Origin of the sequence: Methylobacterium gossipiicola, from assembly GCF_900113485.1 — a bacterium.
GTDB lineage: Bacteria > Pseudomonadota > Alphaproteobacteria > Rhizobiales > Beijerinckiaceae > Methylobacterium > Methylobacterium gossipiicola.
The window spans coordinates 1-20,536 of sequence record NZ_FOPM01000038.1; the positions used below are offsets into that span (position 1 = coordinate 1).

The window sequence follows — 20,536 nt, forward strand, 5'->3', positions numbered from 1 at the left end:
CGCAACATCTCCGAGATGACCGGCCAACCCGCCCCGCCAGTCCCGAAAGACCCGCTGGCCGCCGCCGATGAACAGGCTTCTAGAGGCCCAACCCCCGCCCGTCAACGCCCAAATGACGAACCGATGCGATTTTCGAGAAGGTTCCGTGACAGGCGGCCGTAAGACGCTGAAAACGCATGGAAACGAAGCTCGACCCAGCGGATGGGGTGCCCGCCCCGTCGTTTGTCGGGCTCCGCCGCGCCGATCGAGCAGGGGAGGGGGCGCGACGCTGTTCGGGTTTGACAGCCGTTGGGCCCAAGTGAACACCGCTGGAGTGTATGCCCGTCGACCCTCGGTCGCGGATCATAACCTGGACCCGTGCCCGGAACGAAAGAGACCTGCCTTGACGGATCAATCGGGCGTCCCCCGCATCCTCCCCGCAGGGATGGCGCCGGACGCCGATCTCCTGACCGATGCCGATCCGCGCGCGGTCTCCTTTCTCGATCGCATCGCCGCCTTCGCGAAGCAGGCAGCCCCGGCGGGCCGCCTCGATTGCCGAGGCATCGACCTGAAGAGCCTTCGCCTCGGTCGCTCCACGGATGGAGAACGGGTGGAGGCCGGCGCAAGGGCGATTTGGTGGGATGCCGAGCAGGACGGCCTGCGCCTCGCCAATGCCGATCTCGGCGACGCGGTCCTGGAGGAAACGGTCCTGTCCGGCGCCAATCTCGCGGGGGCGCGCCTGTCCGGGGCTCTCGCGCGGTCGGCCCGCTTCGATGGGGCGATCCTGGAAGAAGCCGATCTCGGCGGCGCCGATCTCAGCGGGGCGCATTTTACCGGGATCGCCGGGGGCGAAGCCAATTTCGACGAAGCCATGCTGGAGGATGCGCGCTTCGGCCAGGCCGCCATGCGGTTCGCCAAGCTGCGCCGCACGCTTCTCGACGGGGCGGACTTCACCGGGGCCGACCTGTGGGGCGCCGATTTCACCGGGGCGGATGCGGATTATACCGTCTTCCGCGGCGCCCGCCTCGACGAGGCCAAGCTCGGCAACGTCAATCTCACCTACGCGGATTTCGAGGGCGCCAGCCTAAAGAAGGCCAACCTCACGGATTCGCGCCTGCGGGGGGCGAACCTCACGGGGGTCAAGCTCGACGGCGCGATCCTCGACGGCGCCGATTTCTCGGAGACCAGCCTCGTCCGGCTCAACCTCTCGACCTGCTCCCTGCGGCACGTGCGTTTCGCCGGCGCCTGGCTCAACGGCACCCGGATGCGGGCCGCGCAGCTCGACGGCGCCGTCGGCGAGGAGATCGCCGGCGAGTACAAGGCCGCGCAAGCGAGCTACCTCGCCCTCGAACAGAACTTCAAGAGCATCGGCGCCCATGACGAGGCGAGTTGGGCGTACAAGCGCGGCCGCCGCATGGGCCGGTTCCAGGCGGGTGCCGAGGCCCGCGCGGCCTGGCGGGCGCGCAACGGCCGGGATCTCGCCCGGTACGGCTACCAATGGGTCGCCGACCGCTTCGTCGAGTGGCTGTGCGATTACGGCGAGAGTCTGTCGCGGATCACCCGCGCCTTCGTCCTCGTCATCGGCTTGTTCGCGGCCCTCTACGGCCTCGCCGGGGGGCTCGTCCGCGAGGGTGGCGACGGCAGCCCGACCTACAACGTCCTCGACCTCGTGAGCTACAGCGCCCTCAACATGATGACGGCGAACCCGCCCGAGATCGGTATCAAGCCCATCGGACGGGTCACCAACCTGCTGGTCGGCATCGAAGGCGCCGCCGGCATCATCCTCATGGGCCTGTTCGGCTTCATCCTCGGCAACCGCCTGCGACGCTGACGCGTTCGGCGAGGGCCGGTTTTTCCGAATCCCGCGCCGCCACACCCGTCCCGATCCTTTCTTCAAGGTTCCAATGCCCCTCGCTTCACCTTCGCGCCCCGATGCCGGCCGGCGCGAGCGGCGCCGCTTCGCCGGCCTGCCGAGCTCCCCCGTCGCCCTCGTGCTCCTCGGCATTGCCGTGGCGGCGGGCATCGCGAACTACGCCATGGGCGAGGCGCGGCGGGCGGAGGTCTCGCGCGAGCACACCCTCCTGACCCTCACCGACCGGCTGCTCGCCAACATGGTGGAGCTCGAGACCGGCATGCGCGGCTACATGCTGTTCGGATCGGAAGAGTACCTCGAGCCCTACAACGCCGCCCAGGGCAGCCTCGCCGGCCAGCTCGACGCCATCGCGGGACTGACCCGGGATGGCTCGGCCTCCGAACGCCTGCGCACCCTCGTGGAGGCCAAGCGCGATTTCGCCGCGCGGGTCATCGCCGTGCGTCGGGGCGAGGGCTACGACGCCGCCGTGGCCCTGGCCCGGACCGGCGAGGGCAAGCGCACCATGGATGCCGTCCGCACGGCCACGAAGGGACTTCAGGAGCGAGCCAACCTGACCCTGGCCGAGGTCGAGGGACAGGACCGGACCTGGTCCCTCGTCCTCCTCCTCGTCTCGATCCTGTCGGCCCTGGGCGCCGTGGGCATCCTCGGCCGCCTCGCCCTGGTTCGGCGGCGCGAGGAGCAGCGCATGGCCGTCCTGCTCGACGGGGTGTTCGCCAACGCCCCCGTGGGCCTCGGCTTCCTCGACCGCGACTTGAGCATCCGCCACATGAACCGGGCGCTCGCCACCATGAACGAGCGCGGCTTCGGCGCCGAACTCGGCGCGCCGATCTGGGCCGCCCTGCCGGCCCTGCAGGAACAGCTGTTCCCGAAACTGCGCGCCGCCCGCGACGAGGGCCTCGTCACCACCAACGTCGACGTCGCCGTGCCGACGCCGAGCGCCCCGCGCGGGGTGCGCCATTTCCTCATGAGCTTCTATCCCCTGCGGGGGCTGAGCGGGGCGGGCGATGCCCAGGCCGAGGGCGTCGGCCTCGTCGTCTCCGACGAGACGATGCGCAAACTCTCCGAGGAACGGATGCGCCACAGCGAGGAGCGCTTCCGCTCGCTCACGGAAGCCACCAGCGCCATCGTCTGGACGACGACGCCGGAGGGCAGCTTCGAGGTGACCCCCTCGGAGTGGACCCGCTTCACCGGCCAGACACCGCAGGCGGCCGCCGGGGCCGGCTGGCTCGAGGCGATCCATCCCGACGACCGCGAGCGCACCAACGCGACCTGGCTGAAGGCCGTGGAGAGCCTCTCCGCCTACGAGATCGAGCATCGCATCCGCCGCCACGACGGCATCTGGCGGATCATGGCCGCCCGCGCGGTTCCGATCCTCGAGGAAAACGGAAGCATTCGCGAGTGGGTGGGCACCCATACCGACGTCACCGCGCGCAAGGAGGCCGAACTGGCGCTGGAAGCCGCCAAGGACGCCGCCGAGGAGGCCAACCGGGCCAAAAGCCAGTTCCTCGCCAACATGAGCCACGAGCTGCGCACGCCGCTCTCGGCCGTCATCGGCTATTCGGAGATGCTGCAGGAGGAGATCGAAGATCTCGGCGAGGAGAGCCTCCTCGTCGACATGCGCAAGATCGAGGCGAACGCGCGCCACCTCCTCGGTCTCATCAACGACGTCCTCGATCTGTCCAAGATCGAGGCCGAGCGGATGGAGGTCTATGCCGAGACCTTCTCCGTCTCCGAAATCGTGCGTGACGTCGCCTCCACCGTCGAGTCCCTCGTCGACAAGAAGGACAACACGTTGGCCCTGGAGATCGGCGACGATCTCGGCGAGGCCCACACGGACCAGACCAAACTGCGCCAGTGCCTCATCAACCTCCTCAGCAACGCCGCGAAGTTCACGGAAGGCGGCCGCATCACCCTCTCGGCCACCCGCAGCGAGGCGAGCGGCACGGGCTGGCTGAGCTTCAGTGTCGCCGACACGGGCATCGGGATGAACCCCGAGCAGCAGGCCAAGCTGTTCCAGCGCTTCACCCAGGCCGACGCCTCGACGACGCGGCGCTTCGGCGGCACCGGCCTCGGTCTGGCCATCACCCGCGCCTTCGCGGAGATGCTGGGCGGGATCATCGAAGTGACGAGCGAGGAAGGGGCGGGCACCACCTTCACCCTGCGGGTGCCGGCCCGGTACGTCAGCACCTCGCCGCTGGAGGCCATCGGACACGCCGGCGCGCACGCGGCGAGCCGCCTGCCCCTGCCCGAGACGGCCACGGGCGGTCAGGTCCTCATCATCGACGACGATGCCTCCACCCGCGACCTCCTTGCCCGCTTCCTCGAACGGGACGGCTTCACGGTGGCGACGGCGAGCGATGGCCGGGAGGGCGTCGAGCGCGCCCGGGCCCTGCGCCCCCGGGTGATCCTCCTCGACGTCACCATGCCGCGCATGGACGGCTGGTCGGTTTTGCGCACCCTGCGGGCCGATCCGGATCTCGGCGCAACGCCGATCATCATGGTGACGGTCCTCGACGAGCAGAACCTCGCCTTCTCGCTCGGCGCCACGGACTACCTGCAGAAGCCCATCGAGTGGGGTCAGCTGAAGACCGCCATGGAGCGGTTCAAGCCCTCCGACACGGAAGGGCCGGTGCTCATCATCGACGACGATCCCGATGCCCGCGAGCGCATGGCCGCGATGCTCACCCGTGAGGGCTGGCGGGTCGCCAGCGCCGAGAACGGCATCGCCGGCCTCGAGGCGACGGCGGCGAAGAAACCCTGCCTCATCCTCCTCGACCTGATGATGCCGGAGATGGACGGGTTCGGCTTCCTCCGGGCCCTGCGGGCCAAGCCCGACTGGCGCGACATCCCCGTGGTGGTGCTCACCGCCAAGGACGTCACCGCCGAGGACCGCCGCCGCCTCGCGGGCCAAGCCGACCGGGTGCTGCAGAAGGGACGCCTCAGCCTCAACGACCTGTCGGAATCGCTCCGTTCGCTCGTCGCGCCGGGCGGGTGAGGCACGTTCCCCGCGCGGATGCGGCTTGACCACCGCTTCCGGGGGGCGAGCGGGAGACGGGGGACGCCGGGAAAATCCCAGGCTTTGCAGAAGCAGGTCGGTTTCCCGGCATCTCCCGAGCCGGCTCCGAACGGAGCCGGCCCCTCGTCGCGTGACACCGCCTTCACTGCCTTGGCATCCCGGCCGGCGGCGGCCCGCACCGTCGCTCGAAGGCATGTCCGGTCGCATCGTCGCGCGCGACGACAGGCTCGCATGGCATGGAATGAGACCTCAAATGATCCACGCCATCGCGCAAGAATATCAATATTCGCTAACGCAGAACCAAATTAAACAAGCCATAAAGCGCGAATCGGCGCGGGCCATCATCGATAGTTCATTTTAAACATTTATCAATTTCACGAAAATATATCAAAACTTCCATGCTCCTGCCGATAGGCGCACCTACCCTTGAGGGGCGCTGAAGCAAAAGAGCACTCTATATTTCACGTCTCGAATTGCACTGGGACTGTGCGGCAGATGATGAGCATCAGGGCGCTTCTTCAGGGATTCTGGGCTTCGGCAGTCGGAGATCGCCGCCTATCATCGACGAAGCAATTGAGCGAACTCAAGAAGCAGATCCCGAGTCTCTATGGGCTTCTCTCCGTAAACGCTATCGCGCTTGCAATCACCCACTATTCCTTGGCACCGACGTACCTCACCGTTGCGGTTCCCGGCCTGTTGGTACTGTCCTGTCTCTTCCGCATCGCGCGATGGCGACGAATGGAACCGTCGCAGATGAGCGAGCTTGAGGCGACTCGCAAGCTCAACCGGACGATCATTGTCACCACGTTGTTCACGGTGCCCTTCAGTCTATGGGGCATGTCGCTGTATGAGTTCGGAGGGCCCAACGAGCATGGTCACGTCACCGTTTTCGCCGCGATCACGGTGATTGGGTGCGTCCTCTGTCTCACGCACCTTCCCGTTGCCGCCTACCTCATGGTCGGCCTCATGATGGTCCTGTTTCTACCCTTCTACATCGCCCAGGCCAACTTGGTCTCGATTGCCATCGCCATCAACGTTGCACTCGTCATCGCGGTTATCGTCCGCGTGGTGCGCGGAAGCTTCGAAAGTTTCGCGCACATGGTCGAAGCGCAGTCGGAAGCCGACCGCCTGCACCAGATGACTCGACAGCAGGCCTTGACCGATAGCCTCACGAATCTACCAAACCGGAGACAGTTCTTTGAAAAACTACAGGATCTCTGCGCCAACGAACGGAGCGGCTACTGTGCCTTGGCACTCTTTGATCTCGATCGTTTCAAGCCCATCAACGACACCTTCGGCCACCAGTACGGCGACATCGTCCTGATCGAGATCGGACGACGCTTGAACGTCTTTGCGCGGACGGACATCATCGTTGGACGCCTTGGTGGCGACGAGTTCGGCCTCATCGTCTCATCGGAGAAGGCAATTTCCAATCTTGCCGCGTTCTGCAGAAGCATCTGCGATGTGCTTCAACAGCCTATCCATGTGGGAGGATTCGATCTGACCACGAGTTGCACCTGCGGCGCCGCAGAAACAAAGAATGCTTTCAAAGAAGGCAACAAACTGTTCGAGCGCGCTGACTATGCTCTATACTATGGGAAAGATCATTTTCGCAATGATGTGACCGTTTTTTCCAATCAACACGAACGGGAGCTCTTGGCAGAGCAAGCGATCGAGACCGGACTGAGAAGCGCAAAATTAGCGGATGAACTTAGCCTCGCCTACCAACCGATTGCGGATATCGCAACAGGTCGGATCACGGCCGTCGAGGCCCTTGCTCGGTGGCGCAGCCCGGCTTTGGGGGACGTGCCTCCCGGTCGTTTTATCTCCGCAGCCGAACGCTGCGGCATCATGCATGCACTGACGATGATGCTGCTCGGCAAGTTGCTCCAGGATTCCGCAGCGATCCCGTCGGAGATCGGCGTTTCGTTCAATCTCTCCGCCCACGATCTATCATCGCATGACACCGTCATGGCGATTGTTGCGGCTGTTCGGGCGAGCGATCTCGACCCACGGCGCTTGACGTTCGAGCTCACTGAAACGGCCCTCATACGCGACTTTGAACTCGCTCAGCGAGCTATCAAAGCCTTGAAGGATAGCGGCGCTCAAATTGCACTCGATGACTTCGGCACGGGCTACTCGAGTTTCAGCTATCTTCATCAAATGTCGTTTGATAAAATCAAGATCGATCGAAGCTTTGTTTCTAAAATCGATACCAATCACGGGAGAAGAATTATTGCAAGCATCGCAGATTTATGCCACGGCCTCGGTTTAGTCAGCATTGTCGAAGGCATCGAGACGGCTGAGCAACTTGCTGCGGTCAAGCGGTGCGGATGCCTGTTCGGTCAGGGATACTATATCGGGCGCCCAATCTCTTTATACGATCTACAAAATGTCATAGGACCTCAGCCAATCAACGCCAAAACCGGAACCTATCACGCAAGGTAGAAATTCCATTCTTGGCGTCTCGATAGACATCGCGCACAGTCCATTGGCACTGTCGATATCCGATCTCAATCCGCATCTGAGCCTCAAAGCCCCGAAGCAGGCCCGCCGAGAATCATCCCTCCCAGTCCGAGGTCTCCGCTTCAAGACGCCTTGACGCGGATAGTCCGAGGGGAGCCGAGCGTATTGTCCGCCGAAGGGAAGGCCGGTCGACGAAGGAAAACGCGCCTTCCCCAGGGCCGTAGAGCGGAGTAGGTGGCCCGGCCTCAAGCCGGCACGGGCGCACCGGCCAGAAGCGGCCCCGCCGGTGCCGGCACGTCGATCACCTCGGCCCGCCGCTCCGAGAACCGCAGAGCCGCATCGAGCGCCCCGTTGAGTGAGGTCACCAGCACGTCGGCGGAGATCGTGCGGCGCAGGCGTTCCAGGGTGGCCGGATCGCGCTCACGCCAGAAGCCGACCATCACCTTCACGCCGGGAATCGCCTGACGCGCCTGGCGGACGTTGAGGCGGATCTGCGACAGGCTGATCGGCTCCAGATAGGAGAAGCACACCATGGCGATGCCCTCCGTCACGGCGGGTCGCTCGCCCTGGCGCAGGGCCGCCATGGAGATGACCTGGGCGGCCAGACCGTGCTGGCCCAGAATCTGACTCAGCATCAGGGTAGCGGCCTCGTCGAACGGGCCGCGGCTCGACACGCATAGGACGGGGCGGGGACCCCGCCAGCCCGGGGCGAGGTCGGCCGGGCTGCGGACGATGGCGGCGACCTGACGATCCGGGCCGACGGCGGCCACGGCCGCCGAGGTCTCGCGGTTGCCGGTCTTCGCCCGCCCGCTTTTCGCCCGCCCGGTCTTGGTCAAGCGCGCGGGCCGGGTGCCGAGGCGCGTCACCACCGTGCGAAGCGAGGCGCCGACCTCGTCCTGGCGTTCGCGGTCGAGGGAGCCCCGCGCCAGATCCTCCTGCGCCATGAGCAGGCCCGCGAGCACCACCTCGTCGTAATAGGTCACGAGGGCGCGGGCCTTCAGGAACAGCTCCCCCTGGTCGATGGCCTCGGCCGGATCGCCCGCCAACATGCGCTGGTAGAAGATCTCCGGCGGTGACAGGGCCGGCTGGTCACCGAGGATCACGTCGAGGAACCACAGGCGCTCGATGTGCCGTCCCAGCACCACGAGGCAGACGGTGATGGGGGTGGCGAGCACGAGGCCGATGGGCCCCCACAGGAAGGCCCACAGGGTCGCGGCCAGGATCACCGCGATGGGCGAGAGCCCGGTGGAATGGCCGTAGAGCAGGGGTTCGACCACGTGGCCGGCGATGGGCTCGACCACGAGGAACAGGGCCGCCGTGGCGATCACCATGGTCCAGCCCGGATCCACCGCCGCCGCGACGACGAGGGGCAGCAGCGCGCTGATGGCGGCGCCGATATAGGGCACGAAGCGCATGATGGCGGCGAGCACCCCGAACAGGATCGGGTTCGGCACGCCGATCCACCACAGCCCGACCCCGATGACGAGCCCGAACGCGACGTTGAGGCAGAGCTGGGCGAGGAAGAACCGGCTGAGGCGGCCGACCGCATCGTCGATGGCGGCCGTGGTCCGGCGCAGATCCCCCGAGCCAGCCAGACGGATGGCGCGGTTGCGCAGATCCTCGCGCTGCAGGAGAATGAAGATGGTGAAGATGAGGATCAGGCCGGTGGTGGCCAGGGGATGCAGGATGGGCGTCGCGACGGCGCTCAGGGTCCCCAACAGACCGGCTTTGGCCGCCGCGATTTGAACGTGGAGCGGGCGGTCGAGGCTTCCGGCCTTGGCGGCCTCGGCGGCCGGGTCCGTCATCTCCGGCTGAAGCTGCGCCCCGATGTCCTGCGCCATGTCGATCACCCGCGTGAGGGTGCCGCTCCCGGCGGTGGCTTCCTTCAGGGAAGCGATCTTCTCCCGCATGGTCACCTGATAGCGCGGCAGGTCGGCGGCGAGCTGCGCCGTCTCGTTGGCGATGAGCAGGGCGATGCCGAGGAGCGCCCCGAAGGCGGCCCCCACCACCAGCATCACCGCCAGGGCGCGCGGCACGCGGAGACGCCGCAGGAGACGCACCGCCGGCACCAGGACGAAGCTGAGCAGGATCGCCAGGGTCACGGGCACGAAGATGTCGCGGCCGAGATACAGCGCCGCCGCGATGGCGAGGACGAGGAGGCACGACGCCAGGGTCGTGAAGACCGGCATCGCCTGCCGGAGGAGACGGGCGGTGATGGGATCGTCGCTCATGGCTACGCTACGGTCTCGGAAGGATAAGGAGCGACGGGGCTTCGATCTCAGGCCGCGGGCGCAGGGGATCCCACGGCGGCGTTGATCTGCGTCAGGAGCTTCGAGAAATCGACGGGCTTAGGATGATAGTCGTTGCAGCCCGCCTGGATCGCCTTGTCGCGGTCGCCCGACATGGCGTGCGCGGTGAGCGCGATGATCGGGATGCCCTGCGTGTCGCTGCCCGATTTCAGAACCCGCGCGGCCGACCAGCCGTCGAGAATCGGCAGGTTCATGTCGAGGAGGATCACGTCGGGTCGGGCGGTGCGGGCCTGCTGTACGCCGGCCTCGCCGTCATGGGCCAGGATGACGTCATAGCCACGCCGCTTCAGGCGCCGGGACAGGAAGTCCCAGATTTCCTCATGGTCTTCCACCAGCAAGATCTTCGCCATCATCTGCCCCCCTGATCCCCCACGACGAGACCCGCACGCCCGCGCCGCGTTCACGCCTCCGGACCGGGCGCACCGTTCCGGCACCGCCCGACACTTCACCGTGCTGTGAACGCACAAGTCGTACGAACGGTCCCGTCCGATCCGTGTGCACTTTATACCTGAGCGCGCCAGGCCCAAGGTGCGAGGGGCCTGCCGCGACCGGGCGCCTCAGGGGTGAATCGCCGGGGTGGGGAGGGGCTTCGTCGGCAGCAGGCCGCTGTCCTGCATCACGATCAGTCCGAGCATCGCCGCCAGCAGGGTCGCCAGGGAGGCGAGACGTCCGAGATGGCGCCGGGTCACGACCATCACGACGAGGACGATCAGCAGGGCCAAGAGAAGCACGAGGGTGAGCATCGAACCCGTTTCGAGCGAGGGGAGGCGGCGGGCAGGACGCTGCGCCGCACCCGCCCCGGATCGTCCCAGACTCCCCCCGCCGGGGCAAGGACGATCCGCACCGCCCGGTGTCAGGCCGGGCCGGAGAGGGCCCGGGCCACGGCGTCGGCGAGGCCTGCGGCCTGGTTGCGGATATCGGGCACGGCCGTGCATTCCCACAGGACACCGCGCAGGAGGGGGCCGACAACCCAGAGGGGTGCCGCTTCCGCCGCCCCGAGGGCCCGGAGGTCGGGGGTGGCATCGAGGCCGATGCCGAACGGCCCCGGCCGCACGAGGCCCCGTGCCAGGAGCCGGCGGATCAGGGGATCGTCGGTTTCCGCCACCCGCCCGATGCCGGTGGCGTCGAGGATGCACTGGACCGCTACGGTTTCGTCCGCGCTCCCCCCGCGCGGGCGCAGGGTCACGAGGGCCTCGGTCGCCGTGTCGGTGATGGTGCGGATGCGACCCGCCCGTACCGTCAGGATGCCCCGCGCGATCTCGTCGGCGATGAACGCGGCCGATGGCGGAGCGGCGCGGTGACGATGGATGTCCCAGAACGGCCGGAGATGGCGCAGGAAGCGGGCCTTCTCGGGGGCGGGCAGGTTGCGCCACAGGGGATCGGTGACCGGTCGCAGGGCGTCGATCACCCCGCGCCAGCCGATGCCCGCCGCCGCCGCCCGGGCGATCTCGCTGCGGATGCGGGCCGTGAGGGCGGCGAGCGTCGTCGCCCCGGCGAGATCCGGCATCGGCCAGGGCTGAACCGCCGCGTGGGCGCACGGCAGAAGGCCGCGCCGCGACAGGGCGACGATGGGGCCGGCGAACCCGTGCCGCCGCAGGGTCGCGACCGCATCCACCATGGTCAGACCGGTGCCGACGATGAGGACCGGACGGTCGGGATGCAGGCGCCCGAAGCCCTCGGGCGCCCACGGATCGGCCGCGTGCCGGCTGCGCGGCGCCCCCGTGGCGCCGAGATTGCCCATGGCGAGGACGGCGCCCGCGATCGCGTACGACGCTCCGCCCTCGGTCCGCAGGGTGAAGCCGCCGGCTCCCGGTTCGAGGTCGGTGACGGCGTCGTGGACGAGGTCGAGGCGCGGCGGACCGTCGCCGCCGGTCACCGCCCGGGTGAGCAGCTCCGTGAGGTAGCGGCCGTAGAGCCCGCGCGCCGCGAAGGTCCCGCCAGGGGTGGCGCGGATTCCGCAGGCTTCCGTCGCGTCGAAATCCGTCGTGGCGAGCCACTCAGAGAAGTGCTCGGGCCAATCGGGATAGGCGCTCATGTTCGTCGCGCGGACGTTGAGGAGGTGGTCGGGATTGCCCGTGGCGTAGGCCCGCCCCCGGCCGAACGTTCCCGCCCGCTCGCACAGGAGCACCCGCCGCTCGGGGCCGAGGCGCGCCAGGAGCTGGATGGCGCACATGGTGCCACTGAAGCCCGCGCCGATCACCGCGATGGGGCGCGAGGGGTCCCTCGAAATCATCCTGTCCGTCCAACTTCAGCGTTCGGACGCCAGACTAGGATCGTCCGTTAAACCGGACAAGGCCAGACGGGAGATTGGGAAATCACTCAGAGAATTCATGACAGAGGCGACGAAGACCGTCTCCCTCAGGGGTGCCGACGCGGAAGAAAATTCCTTTAACCGAACGCGGTCTCGCCTTGCACCGCGGCCTATCCCGCCCGTATCGGCCCTACCAAACGGCCAAGCCTTCCGTTAACCTTCGCCCGCGGCGCGAAGGGCGAGGGACGCATGAACGGGACACGGCTCCATCCCGGCCGGCCCGCCCCGGCGGCGGTTCTGGAACTGCTGAAACCGGTGACGTGGTTCCCGCCCATGTGGGCGTTCGGGTGCGGTGTCGTCGCCTCCGGCGTGCCGCTCGCGGGGCGCTGGGGCGTCGCCCTCACGGGCATCCTGCTCGCCGGTCCCCTGGTCTGCGCCACGAGCCAAGCGGTCAACGACTGGTTCGACCGGGAGGTCGACGCCATCAACGAGCCGCACCGGCCGATTCCCTCGGGCCGCATCCCCGGCCGCTGGGGCCTCGCCATCGCGTGCGCCTGGACCGGCCTGTCGCTGGCCGTGGCCGCGGCTCTCGGGCTCTGGGTGTTCCTCGCCGCGCTCCTGGGGCTGGCGCTGGCCTGGGCCTACAGCGCGCCGCCCGCGCGGCTGAAGCGGAACGGCTGGTGGGGCAACGCCGCCTGCGGGCTCTGCTACGAGGGCCTCGCCTGGATGACGGGACATGCGGCGATGCTCGGCGGCGCCCTGCCGCCGGCCGCCTCCCTCATCCTCGCCGGCCTCTACAGCGCCGGTGCTCACGGGATCATGACCCTCAACGACTTCAAGTCGATCGCCGGCGACCGCCGGATGGGCATCCGCTCCCTGCCGGCCAGCCTCGGGCCGGCGCGGGCCGCGCGGGTCGCCTGCTGGATCATGGCCGTGCCGCAGGGAATCGTGGTCGCGCTCCTCGTGGTCTGGGGTCGTCCGGTGGAAGCGGGCCTCGTCGCGGTGCTCCTCCTCGGGCAGGTCGTGATGATGCGCCGTTTCCTGGTGAATCCGCCGGAGCGGGCCCTGTGGTACAGCGGCTTCGGGGTGCCGCTCTACGTGCTCGGCATGCTGGCGAGCGCCTTCGCTGTCCGCGCCCCGGGCTGACGCGAGCGACGGGACCGCGCCACGGCGAGTGACATCGCCTCCCCGTCCACAACAGCCAAGCCCCTGAAAGCCTTGATAACCCTTGTCGCTGTCGTGGAAGTCGGCAAGGCTGCGCGCGGAGCAAGGCTGCCATGCGTGCCTCCAAGAGAGCGATGCGGATCGACGCGGACGGAATGCGAGACGCCAGGGAAGAACTCACGGGACGCGAGGGTGCCGGTCATGCGGCGCCCGGCGACGGTGAAGCCGTGGTCCGATTGATGCTAGGCGGATCCGTCCGCGCCCGTCCCGATTTCGCCGCTCTCCGTTCGATCCCCCTCACCGACGATTCAGGCCGCATCGCCCCCGCCCGTCCGCGCGGTCCCGCCCGGGAAACCAAGGGCGCCGGACCGTCCGGCGTCCGGATCGATGCGCGCGCGGGGGCGGCCCTCGCCCCACCCACAAGGAAGACGATGCGATGAACTACAACTGGAACTGGGGCATCTTCTTCGAGTCCTCGCCGGAAGGCACCGGCACCTACGCGGACATGCTGCTGTCCGGTTTGGCCTGGACCATCGTCACGGCCCTGTGCTCCTGGGTCATCGCCTTCCTGCTCGGCTCCCTCATCGGCGTGCTGCGGACCCTGCCGAACCGGGCCGCCAACGCCGTCGGCACCACCTATGTCGAGCTGTTCCGCAACATCCCGCTCCTGGTGCAGATGTTCCTCTGGTACTTCGTCCTGCCTGAGGTGCTGCCGGAATCCTGGGGCTCGTGGCTCAAGCAGCTGCCCAACGCGCCATTCTACACCGCCGTGGTGTGCCTCGGCTTCTTCACCGCTTCCCGCGTGGCCGAGCAGGTCCGGGCCGGCATCCAGTCCCTGCCGCGGGGCCAGAAGATGGCCGGCACGGCCCTGGGCCTCACCGTGGCCCAGACCTACCGCCACGTGCTCCTGCCCAACGCCTACCGCATCATCCTGCCGCCCCTGACCTCGGAATTCCTGAACAACCTCAAGAACACGTCCGTGGCCCTGACCATCGGCCTCCTCGAACTCACGGCCCGCGCCCGCGCCATGCAGGAATTCTCGTTCCAGGTGTTCGAAGCGTTCACCGCCGCCACCGTGCTCTACGTGCTGATCAACATCGTCGTGATCTTCATCTCGTCCTGGATCGAGCGGCGCGTCGCCATCCCGGGCAACCGCTGAGGGTGCCATCCTCGCCTTCGCCCCATCAGAGGTAGCCTCTCAATGCTCGCCAATTTCGACTTTTCCGTCATCACCGGCTCGCTGTCGTACCTGTTCCTCGACGGCATGCGCTTCACCCTGACCCTGACGGCGCTCGCCGCGATCGGCGGTATCGCGCTCGGCACCCTCATCGCCATGATGCGGCTGTCGGGCCTGCCGGTAATCCCCCTGGTGGCCAAGACCTACGTCAACCTGTTCCGATCCCTACCCCTCGTGCTGGTGATCTTCTGGTTCTACTTCCTGGTGCCGTATCTCGGCCAATGGGTGACGGGGGCCGACCGGCCGATGACGGTGGGGGCCTTCACCTCCTCGCTCGTCACCTTCACCCTGTTCGAGGCGGCCTACTTCTCCGAGATCATGCGCGCGGGCATCCAGTCGATCCCGAAAGGTCAGGCGGCGGCGGCCCAGGCGCTCGGCATGACCTACTGGACCTCCATGCGGACGGTGATCCTGCCCCAGGTCTTCCGCAACATGACACCGATCCTGCTGACCCAGACCATCGTGCTGTTCCAGGACACGTCGCTCGTCTACGTGCTCTCGATCACCGATTTCCTGGGCGCCGCCTCGAAGGTGGCCCAGCGCGATGGCCGCCTCGTGGAAATGTATCTCTTCGCGGCGGTCGTCTACTTCGCGGTGTGCTTCGTGGCTTCCCTGGCGGTGCGCCGGCTCCAGAAGAAGATCGCCATCATCCGCTGACCGCCCGTCCCCACACAATCCTACGTCCGAGGATCGCCCATGAGCGCCCCCCTGAACACATCGACGGCCCCCACGGCCTCCACCGGCCCGATGATCGCCCTCTCCAACGTCAGCAAGTGGTACGGCGACTTCAAGGTCCTGACCAATTGCACCACCGCCGTGAACAAGGGCGAGGTCGTGGTGGTCTGCGGACCGTCCGGGTCCGGCAAATCGACTCTCATCAAGTGCGTCAACGCCCTGGAGCCGTTCCAGGAGGGCCAGATCGTCGTCGACGGAACGCCGGTGCGCGACAAGCGCACCAATCTGCCCAAACTCCGCGCCCGGGTCGGCATGGTGTTCCAGCATTTCGAGCTGTTTCCCCACCTGTCCATCGCCGACAACCTCACCCTGGCGCAGACCATGGTGCTGGGCCGCAACAAGGACGCCGCCCTTTCCACCGGCATGGCGCTCCTCGACCGGGTGGGCCTGTCGGCCCACGCCAAGAAGTTCCCCGGCCAGCTCTCGGGCGGTCAGCAGCAGCGCGTGGCCATCGCCCGGGCGCTCGCCATGAACCCCATCGTGATGCTTTTCGACGAGCCGACCTCGGCCCTCGACCCCGAGATGGTCGGCGAGGTCCTCGACGTCATGGTCCAACTCGCCCGCGAGGGCATGACCATGATGTGCGTGACCCACGAGATGGGTTTTGCTCGCAAGGTCGCCAACCGGGTGATCTTCATGGACAAGGGCGAGATCGTCGAGGACGCGACGAAGGACGACTTCTTCGGCCATGCCCGCTCGGAGCGGGCCCAGAACTTCCTCTCGAAGATTCTGCAGCACTGAGAGAGCTTGGGCAGGGCCTTCGCCCTCGGGCCGGGCCGTGATCGGAGTGGGGCGGACGGGCAGGGGATGAACCGGAAACCGCTTCTGGCCTGGGGCGGCCTCGCCGTGGCGGCCCTGCTCCTCGCCGGCAGCGGGGCGGAGCTGCTGCCGCAGGCGCATCTGGCTTGGCGGCTCCTGCGGGCCGCCGAGGATCCGCCCGCCCTGGCGCGCCTGCGCCTCGCCCCCATGGCGACGCCCGAGCGCGTGGCCGGGGAGATCGACACCGCCCTCGCGGCGGGGGACGAGGACCTCGCCCGGAGCTTCCTTGCCCTCGCCGACGAACGCGGCCTCCCGGTGGATTCTGCGCGGCGCGCCCGAATCGAAGCCATGAGCGACGGCGCCCCCTTGCGCATGGCGCGGGCCTTCGCCGACGGTGCCCTCTCGGGCCAAGCCGACAGCGGCATCGGCCTCGCAGGCGCCTTCGCGGCGGACCTCACGGGGCTGGGCGACCTGCGCGATCTGGCCCGCGAAGGCGGCCACCTCGTGCGCGACGAGCCCTACGATCCGCTCCTGCTCGGGCTCGCCAGCGTCGGACTCGTGGCGACGGCCGCGACCTATGCGGGCGGCCTCGGCGCCGTCGCCCGGGGCGGCGCCACGGTGCTGAAGGTGGCCCACAAGTCGGGGCGCCTGTCGCGGTCCCTCACCGCAAGTCTCGGACGGATGGTGCGGGAGAGCGTTAACCCCGGCGCCGTGCGCGTCGCGGTGGCCGCCGCCGGTCGCCTCGACCTCGCCACTGCCCGAAACGCCGCCCGATCCGGCCTGCGCACGGGCGCGATCGCCGAACTGACGGCCCTCGGCGGCCAAGCCTACACGCTCCAGGCCCGGATGGGCGCGCGCGGCGTGATGCAGGTTCTGTCCGTCGCCCGCGCCCCATCCGAGATCGGCCACGCGGTACGGCTGGCAGAAGGACTGGGACCGGCGACACGGGCCGTCCTCAAGCTCCTCGACCGCGCCGCCCTGGTGATCGGCGCCGTGCTGATGGAACTGGTGCGGACGGTCTGGCTGGCCCTCGGCTGGTGTTGGGGTCTCACCCTATTCTGCCGCCGCCTCGGGCTGGCGATCGGGCGCCTGATCTGGCGCAGGCCCGCTCAGGACAAGCGAAAGCCCCCTCAGGGCAGGGCGGCGACCCGCGTGTCCGTGACCGGAGCCCGGCCGCCGGCGAAGGTTCCCGTCGGGGCCCCCACATCGAGGTAGATTCGCCCTGCGAGGAACACCAGGGCGAGGGCCCAGAACACGAGGGCGGCGCGACGGGTTTCGCCGTAGCCCCGGTGCTCGGAAGCCCGATCGCACGCACGGGCCGACGCCATCGGTTCACCGAAGGGGTCGAAGGCAGGCTGGCGCGAATCGGGAGTGATACTCATGGAGCTAATTTCGAGCTTGGGGGCCTCCGGATCAATGGATGCATCTTTCCAACTTTGTCAGTCTGGTAGAGGCCCATTCTCTACACAGGGCGCCCGAAGGAAATTTCTTCCCGTGCCGCGAAGATCCAGGCCGAGGAGCCCCGCATGACGCCCGATCGCCACACCCCCATCGATCCGCCTCGGCGCCCCGGGGGCGGATCGATGGCCCTGCTGCCGGGCCTCCTCGTGTGTCTGGGCGTCACGACCGTTGCCATGCTGGCGCAGGCCGTCGAGGAACGGGCCTTCGCGCATCCCTACGTCGAAGCCCTGGTCATCGCGATCCTCCTCGGCATCGCCCTGCGCAGCGTCTGGCATCCGGGCGCACGGTTCAGCCGGGGCATCGCCTTCAGCGCCAAGCAGGTGCTGGAACTCGCCGTCACCTTGCTCGGCGCCTCCCTCAGTCTCGGGGCCCTCGTCGCCTCCGGCCCGGCGCTGCTGGCCGGCATCGTCGGCACCGTGGTGCTGACCATCGGCGCCAGCTACGCGATCTGCCGTCTCCTCGCCCTGCCGGCCCGCATGGCGATCCTCGTCGCCTGCGGCAACGCGATCTGCGGCAACTCCGCCATCGCGGCGGTGGCGCCCGTCATCGGCGCCGACGGCGAGGAGGTGGCGGCCTCCATCGCCTTCACGGCCGTCCTTGGCGTGCTCATGGTGCTGGGCCTGCCCCTGTTCGTGCCCCTGGCCGACCTGACGCAGAACCAGTACGGGGTGCTGGCCGGCCTCACGGTCTACGCCGTGCCGCAGGTTCTCGCCGCGACGGTGCCCGTGGGCCTCGTGAGCACCCAGGTCGGCACCCTGGTCAAACTCATTCGCGTGCTCATGCTCGGGCCGGTGGTGGTCGCCTTCTCGCTCATCGCCCGGCATCTGCCCCGCGAGGGCGCGGCCGCGCCCCGACCCGCCACCTTCAGCCCGACGCGCCTCGTACCCGGCTTCATCCTCGGCTTCCTCGCGCTGGCCTCCCTGCGGTCCCTCGGGCTGATCCCCGACGCGGCCGTCGGCCCCCTCAAGCAACTCGCCGGCCTCCTCACCATCGTGTCCATGGCGGCCCTCGGGCTCGGCGTCGATATCCGCGTCCTCGCCCGTGTCGGGGGCCGGGTCACGGCGGCGGTGACCGGCTCGCTCATCGTGCTGATCGCCACCAGCCTGTTCCTCATCAAGGCCCTCGGCATCGCCTGAGCCGATGCGGCATCATGGTAGGTTCAGCGGCTGAACCACGGGCGCCGCGAGCCAGTTGAGACGCCATGACTCAGCATGCTTCCGACCCCGCCCGACAGATCGTGGATGCCCGCCGCCGCGAGATGGCCATCGAACACCTCCTGTTCGGGACCCTGCGCTTCCTCGGGGAGCGCCATCCCGAACTCCTCGACAGCCTGGATGCCAGCCTCGACCATCTCTGGGACAAGGGACCGGAGGGCGAGCGGGACGACGAGGCCGTGCGCGAGGTCGCGCGCCGTTTCGTCGGAAGCCTGCGCGTCGAGCGCTGAGACGGTGTCCGCGCGATCGAAGCGGAGCCCCTATCCCAAAGCCCGCGCGGCGATCGAGAATAATCGAACGCCGCCCGTCCGAAGCCATCAAACGAAGTTCGGATGATATGGGCGATGCCGGAGCGGCGGTCGGGGAAGGAGCGGGAAATCCCGAACGGTCGGGAAACCCTATTGCTTCCTGCCGCGCCCGACCGCCATCTCCTTCACCATCCGGCCCACTTTGCGATGCGCGGTGGCGATCTGGTCCTGAGTCACGCCCCAACGCTTCATCTCACACATGACGGCCTTGGGCTCGGAGGGGGCCAGGCGGTCGTCATTGATGAAGACGCGCCTGTCCTTCAACCCGGCCATGTCCGTTCCCTCCTTCACAAGGGGGAGGTCGGCTCGGGGGCACCAGGGATCAAGCCGTCCTTGAGGGAAGGCACGCCCGACCCGCGTCCTCACGGTCTGTCCAAGGGAATCCCGGCGAGGGCCGTCATCCGCGTCACAGCCATCGCCACGGCGACGCCGAAGCCCCCGCCCGCGGCCTTCACGAGAAAGTCTCCGGGGCGGCCGTGGCGTGTCGCTTCCAGCAGCTGAAGCGCCTCCAGGCCGGCTCCCGCGAGGGTCACCAGAGCGAGCACCTCCCAGCGCCGATGCGGGTAACCGTAGGCGAACAGGAACCCGAGGGCGGCGAACGCGCCGAACCGCTCCAGGCCGACCGGAAACCCGCTCACCGGACGCAACCCGATTGGGGCCAGGGTGGCGAAGATCAGAGCCGCCAGGAGCAGCCACGCAAGGGGCCGGGCGAGGTTCGACGGAGTATGGTTCGACATACCTCCCCTGTGGACGGACAGCTGGGCGGCACTGAGGCGATCATGACAGTTCGATGACCGCCCCCGGTGGGCCTCAGGGCGAGACTTCGCCTACCAGCCACCATACCCATATGGACGCTCGCAATGCCGGCGGAATCCGTACCCGCCACGGCGGTACCCGGCTTCTTCCACCTCGTAGACCCGCACGGGGCGGGGGCGACGATAGACCTGGACCTCTTCGTCGACGTATTCCCGGACCACCCGAGCGGGGCGATCACGGATCACCGGGGGCGCCTCGTCCCAGTCGCCCGGGACGGGGGCCGGGCGGCCGTAGCCGTAAGCGGGCGCCGCGTGGGCATCCGACAGGGCGGCGCCCAGCAGGGCACCGGCCGCGAGCCCACCGATGACCCCGGCGGCGATGGCTCCGCCGCCGCGAGCCTCGGCCTTCGGCGCCCCGAGGAGACCGACAGTCACGAGCGCCGCGACCGTGAGGGTTGCCATCCGTCTCATCGCCCATCCTCCGACACCGCGAGGAGACCGGCCTCCGGTCCGCCCTCGCTCGGCCGGTGATGTCCCGGCCGTGAGGATTAGATTGCCCCGGCCCGGCTGCATCGACGCTGAAGCGGATCGGCAGCCTCCGTTCAGGTTTACGGGCGAGCGACGGCTCAAGCTCGTTCTGTAATTACCCACCCCGGTAATTGTAGGGTTTAGGGCCTGTCGTCGCTTGAACGGATTGGCGCGTTTTGCGTTTTCGTCTCTCTGATTGCGGGAGGGACGATGCTGAGCGACGCGCAATGGTCTGAACTGGAGCCTCTGGTCGAGGCGTGCCGGCCCAAGGCCAAGACGCCGCCGCAGGACCTGCAACGCACGCTCTCGGCGATCCTGTGGCGGCATCGAAACGGCGCCAAATGGCGGGCGATCCCGGAGGAACTGGGTCCGTGGTGGCGGGCCGCCCAGATCTTCATCCGCTGGTCCCGGGCCGGTGTCTGGGAGCGGCTGCTCAGCCTGGTGCAGGAGCGCGGCGTCCAACTCGGGATGGTGTTCCTCG

The 20,536-nt window shown here is 68.1% G+C and carries 18 protein-coding genes; 11 read left to right on the forward strand and 7 right to left on the reverse strand.

The window, feature by feature from the left end; translation table 11 throughout:
- Positions 1-424 precede the first annotated feature (424 nt).
- The 3 genes from BM249_RS19920 (at position 425) to BM249_RS19930 (ending at position 7,316) form a co-directional block, all read left to right on the forward strand.
- Positions 425-1,810, forward strand: coding sequence for a pentapeptide repeat-containing protein (locus BM249_RS19920; RefSeq protein ID WP_091975264.1), 1,386 nt, complete (start codon positions 425-427; stop codon positions 1,808-1,810).
- 73 nt (positions 1,811-1,883) lie between these two features.
- Positions 1,884-4,847, forward strand: coding sequence for a response regulator (locus tag BM249_RS19925; protein ID WP_091975265.1), 2,964 nt, complete (start codon positions 1,884-1,886; stop codon positions 4,845-4,847).
- Between the two features lie 594 nt (positions 4,848-5,441).
- A complete protein-coding gene (locus tag BM249_RS19930; RefSeq protein ID WP_177232472.1) occupies positions 5,442-7,316 on the forward strand; it encodes a putative bifunctional diguanylate cyclase/phosphodiesterase in 1,875 nt (624 codons plus the stop codon).
- Between the two features lie 263 nt (positions 7,317-7,579).
- Here BM249_RS19930 and BM249_RS19935 read toward each other — a convergent pair whose 3' ends face one another.
- From BM249_RS19935 to BM249_RS19950, 4 genes are all read right to left on the reverse strand, one after another.
- Positions 7,580-9,565, reverse strand: a complete 1,986-nt coding sequence (locus BM249_RS19935) for an AI-2E family transporter (RefSeq protein ID WP_091975267.1) — start codon at positions 9,563-9,565, stop codon at positions 7,580-7,582.
- A 47-nt stretch (positions 9,566-9,612) separates the two neighbouring features.
- Complete coding sequence (locus BM249_RS19940) at positions 9,613-9,993, reverse strand: response regulator (protein WP_091975282.1); 381 nt, start codon at positions 9,991-9,993, stop codon at positions 9,613-9,615.
- 207 nt (positions 9,994-10,200) lie between these two features.
- Positions 10,201-10,386: a hypothetical protein gene (locus BM249_RS19945; protein WP_091975268.1), complete on the reverse strand. Its 186-nt coding sequence runs from the start codon at positions 10,384-10,386 to the stop codon at positions 10,201-10,203.
- A 110-nt stretch (positions 10,387-10,496) separates the two neighbouring features.
- A complete protein-coding gene (locus tag BM249_RS19950) occupies positions 10,497-11,876 on the reverse strand; it encodes an FAD/NAD(P)-binding protein (protein ID WP_091975269.1) in 1,380 nt (459 codons plus the stop codon).
- A 267-nt stretch (positions 11,877-12,143) separates the two neighbouring features.
- Here BM249_RS19950 and chlG point away from each other — a divergent pair, with 267 nt between their 5' ends.
- The 7 genes from chlG to BM249_RS19985 all read left to right on the forward strand — a co-directional run bounded on the left by chlG (position 12,144) and on the right by BM249_RS19985 (position 18,694).
- Positions 12,144-13,040: a chlorophyll synthase ChlG gene (gene chlG / locus BM249_RS19955; RefSeq protein WP_091975270.1), complete on the forward strand. Its 897-nt coding sequence runs from the start codon at positions 12,144-12,146 to the stop codon at positions 13,038-13,040.
- Between the two features lie 454 nt (positions 13,041-13,494).
- Entirely contained in the window at positions 13,495-14,217 is a 723-nt protein-coding gene (locus BM249_RS19960) for an amino acid ABC transporter permease (protein ID WP_091975271.1), read from the forward strand.
- Between the two features lie 42 nt (positions 14,218-14,259).
- The gene (locus BM249_RS19965) at positions 14,260-14,952 is read left to right on the forward strand and encodes an amino acid ABC transporter permease (protein WP_091975272.1); all 693 of its coding nucleotides are present in this window, start codon (positions 14,260-14,262) and stop codon (positions 14,950-14,952) included.
- A gap of 90 nt (positions 14,953-15,042) precedes the next feature.
- Positions 15,043-15,771: an amino acid ABC transporter ATP-binding protein gene (locus tag BM249_RS19970; RefSeq protein ID WP_091975284.1), complete on the forward strand. Its 729-nt coding sequence runs from the start codon at positions 15,043-15,045 to the stop codon at positions 15,769-15,771.
- Positions 15,772-15,837: 66 nt separating this feature from the next.
- Positions 15,838-17,004, forward strand: a complete 1,167-nt coding sequence (locus BM249_RS19975; protein WP_091975273.1) for a hypothetical protein — start codon at positions 15,838-15,840, stop codon at positions 17,002-17,004.
- Between the two features lie 311 nt (positions 17,005-17,315).
- The gene (locus BM249_RS19980) at positions 17,316-18,386 is read left to right on the forward strand and encodes a YeiH family protein (protein ID WP_091975275.1); all 1,071 of its coding nucleotides are present in this window, start codon (positions 17,316-17,318) and stop codon (positions 18,384-18,386) included.
- A 65-nt stretch (positions 18,387-18,451) separates the two neighbouring features.
- Positions 18,452-18,694 (forward strand): hypothetical protein, encoded by a 243-nt coding sequence (locus tag BM249_RS19985; RefSeq protein WP_177232473.1) that lies wholly within the window; start codon positions 18,452-18,454, stop codon positions 18,692-18,694.
- A 168-nt stretch (positions 18,695-18,862) separates the two neighbouring features.
- Here BM249_RS19985 and BM249_RS19990 read toward each other — a convergent pair whose 3' ends face one another.
- The 3 genes from BM249_RS19990 to BM249_RS20000 all read right to left on the reverse strand — a co-directional run bounded on the left by BM249_RS19990 (position 18,863) and on the right by BM249_RS20000 (position 19,998).
- Entirely contained in the window at positions 18,863-19,045 is a 183-nt protein-coding gene (locus BM249_RS19990) for a DUF3606 domain-containing protein (protein ID WP_091975277.1), read from the reverse strand.
- Positions 19,046-19,134: 89 nt separating this feature from the next.
- Positions 19,135-19,509 (reverse strand): VanZ family protein, encoded by a 375-nt coding sequence (locus tag BM249_RS19995; protein WP_091975279.1) that lies wholly within the window; start codon positions 19,507-19,509, stop codon positions 19,135-19,137.
- 90 nt (positions 19,510-19,599) lie between these two features.
- Positions 19,600-19,998: a hypothetical protein gene (locus BM249_RS20000; protein ID WP_143103815.1), complete on the reverse strand. Its 399-nt coding sequence runs from the start codon at positions 19,996-19,998 to the stop codon at positions 19,600-19,602.
- A 267-nt stretch (positions 19,999-20,265) separates the two neighbouring features.
- On the opposite strand from BM249_RS20000, the gene BM249_RS20005 reads away from it, so the two are divergent.
- The coding region (locus BM249_RS20005; RefSeq protein WP_143103816.1) for a transposase at positions 20,266-20,536 on the forward strand (271 nt) is incomplete at its 3' end.

Excerpts from the sequence above, each read along its gene's own strand:
- BM249_RS19940 (WP_091975282.1), bottom strand. The coding sequence starts at position 9,993 with ATGGCGAAGATCTTGCTGGTGGAAGACCATGAGGAAATCTGGGACTTC.
- BM249_RS19990 (WP_091975277.1), bottom strand. The coding sequence starts at position 19,045 with ATGGCCGGGTTGAAGGACAGGCGCGTCTTCATCAATGACGACCGCCTG.
- BM249_RS19925 (WP_091975265.1), top strand. The coding sequence starts at position 1,884 with ATGCCCCTCGCTTCACCTTCGCGCCCCGATGCCGGCCGGCGCGAGCGG.
- BM249_RS19985 (WP_177232473.1), top strand. The coding sequence starts at position 18,452 with ATGACTCAGCATGCTTCCGACCCCGCCCGACAGATCGTGGATGCCCGC.
- BM249_RS19995 (WP_091975279.1), bottom strand. The coding sequence starts at position 19,509 with ATGTCGAACCATACTCCGTCGAACCTCGCCCGGCCCCTTGCGTGGCTG.
- BM249_RS19975 (WP_091975273.1), top strand. The coding sequence starts at position 15,838 with ATGAACCGGAAACCGCTTCTGGCCTGGGGCGGCCTCGCCGTGGCGGCC.
- BM249_RS19960 (WP_091975271.1), top strand. The coding sequence starts at position 13,495 with ATGAACTACAACTGGAACTGGGGCATCTTCTTCGAGTCCTCGCCGGAA.
- BM249_RS19935 (WP_091975267.1), bottom strand. The coding sequence starts at position 9,565 with ATGAGCGACGATCCCATCACCGCCCGTCTCCTCCGGCAGGCGATGCCG.
- BM249_RS19970 (WP_091975284.1), top strand. The coding sequence starts at position 15,043 with ATGATCGCCCTCTCCAACGTCAGCAAGTGGTACGGCGACTTCAAGGTC.
- BM249_RS19920 (WP_091975264.1), top strand. The coding sequence starts at position 425 with ATGGCGCCGGACGCCGATCTCCTGACCGATGCCGATCCGCGCGCGGTC.
- BM249_RS19980 (WP_091975275.1), top strand. The coding sequence starts at position 17,316 with ATGACGCCCGATCGCCACACCCCCATCGATCCGCCTCGGCGCCCCGGG.
- chlG (WP_091975270.1), top strand. The coding sequence starts at position 12,144 with ATGAACGGGACACGGCTCCATCCCGGCCGGCCCGCCCCGGCGGCGGTT.
- BM249_RS19965 (WP_091975272.1), top strand. The coding sequence starts at position 14,260 with ATGCTCGCCAATTTCGACTTTTCCGTCATCACCGGCTCGCTGTCGTAC.
- BM249_RS19950 (WP_091975269.1), bottom strand. The coding sequence starts at position 11,876 with ATGATTTCGAGGGACCCCTCGCGCCCCATCGCGGTGATCGGCGCGGGC.
- BM249_RS20000 (WP_143103815.1), bottom strand. The coding sequence starts at position 19,998 with ATGAGACGGATGGCAACCCTCACGGTCGCGGCGCTCGTGACTGTCGGT.
- BM249_RS19945 (WP_091975268.1), bottom strand. The coding sequence starts at position 10,386 with ATGCTCACCCTCGTGCTTCTCTTGGCCCTGCTGATCGTCCTCGTCGTG.